Source organism: Rhodococcus sp. T2V, assembly GCF_029269925.1.
In the GTDB taxonomy this organism is placed as follows: domain Bacteria; phylum Actinomycetota; class Actinomycetes; order Mycobacteriales; family Mycobacteriaceae; genus Rhodococcus_F; species Rhodococcus_F koreensis.
In genome coordinates this window covers 1-1356 of record NZ_JARJBD010000293.1, presented here as the reverse complement: position 1 = coordinate 1356, position 1356 = coordinate 1, and the positions used below count along the sequence as shown (strand labels likewise).

The following is a 1356-nucleotide window of genomic DNA, read 5'->3' as shown; positions in this document are numbered from 1 at the left end:
TCCGGGTGGTCGCCGAAGCCGATCAGCTTCGCCCAGGCGACCAGGTCGGTGGCGGCCAGGACGGTCTCGAGCCAGGCGGCGTTCGCGTCGAATCGCTGACACGGCAGATTCCGCAGCCCGGTCGCCTTGGCCTGCCGGATCCGGTCCTCGACCCGGGCGTGCTGCCGATGCCGCAGTTCGAGTCCGGCCAGTCCACCGGGCACCACTCCTTTCGGCGTGTCGGTGATGAACGCGGTGATCCGGTGCCCGTCGGAATCGGTGAACCGTAGCTGCGCCCCCGGGTGCGGGCGTTCCTTGCGCAGCACCAACCGGGTCCCCTCCGGCCAGGCGTCGAGATCGACCAGATCGGTGGCCTCGGCGACCCAGGCGCCGTCGCGGACCTCGCCGTCGGAGTCGATCGCCGGCACCCAGGTGGCCTTCGCGTTGAGTGTTTCGGTGGCAGCACGGACACGGTCGTCGACGGCGAATCCGAAGGAAAACCCCACCCCCGCGGTTCGGCAGGCGTCGGCGAATCCGTGGGTCGCCCCGGCCGAGTCGCTGCGCACCAGAATCTTCTGCCCGGCAGGGTCGGTCGGATCGGGCCGATACGCCGGTGGCAGCGAGTCCAGTGCCCACCCGAGGACGGTGACGTGGTCGGCTGCGGTGTTGCTTCCCGCATTCCCCGGACGGAGCAACCCGGCCAACGCCTCACCGCCGGCGATGTCGGGCCGGTCCAGAAAGGCCAGCAGCGGGTGGAATCCGTAGGTCTTCTTCCAGGTCGCAGCTGCGTTCTCCTTGTTATCGGAATGGTCGAGGGTGATGGTGGCATCGATGTCGATCCGCAGCCACTCCGCCTTCGGAGCGGCCCCTGCCGCCCACGCCTGCTCCCGGGCCCGGGCACGCGCGGCGCGTATCCCGGGCAGGTGCGCGGCATCGATCCGCTCGTCAACCAGCCGCCACATCGTGGTCGTCGACGCCGACGGACCGAACACATGCTCGCGGCCACCACAACCACGTGCGGCAACGTCCACACAGTCGGCACCGTCGGCGACCGCGGCGGCCAGGTCGGCGAACACCGCACCCGGGGCATGCGCCCATTGCCCGCGGTAGGTATCGGCCAGCACTGCCGTGACCTGCGCGGACAGCCCAGTCAGGTCCGCCATTTCCCGCAGCATCCCCACACCGGCATGCGACACCACACCCCGTCCGTCGGCCGATACTTTCACCCGTGAACCCGCTGCGATACTCTTCACCTGCGAAGTGCCTTCCCGTTGGCATTGTGGAACCGTAGAGAAGTCCCATTATGCCGTGCAGGACAGGCACTTTCGCTTATCTACCCACCCTGATCCGCGCTCCTGCACGAAAAGTTCAGGCTAG

1 protein-coding gene is annotated in these 1356 nt (G+C 68.5%); it reads right to left on the bottom strand.

Translation table 11 applies throughout. The annotated features are described in order from the left end of the window. Positions 1 to 1232, bottom strand: a 1232-nt coding sequence (locus P3H15_RS53965; RefSeq protein ID WP_276144817.1) for an IS1380 family transposase, incomplete at its 3' end; no start/stop codon positions are given. Positions 1233 to 1356 lie beyond the last annotated feature (124 nt).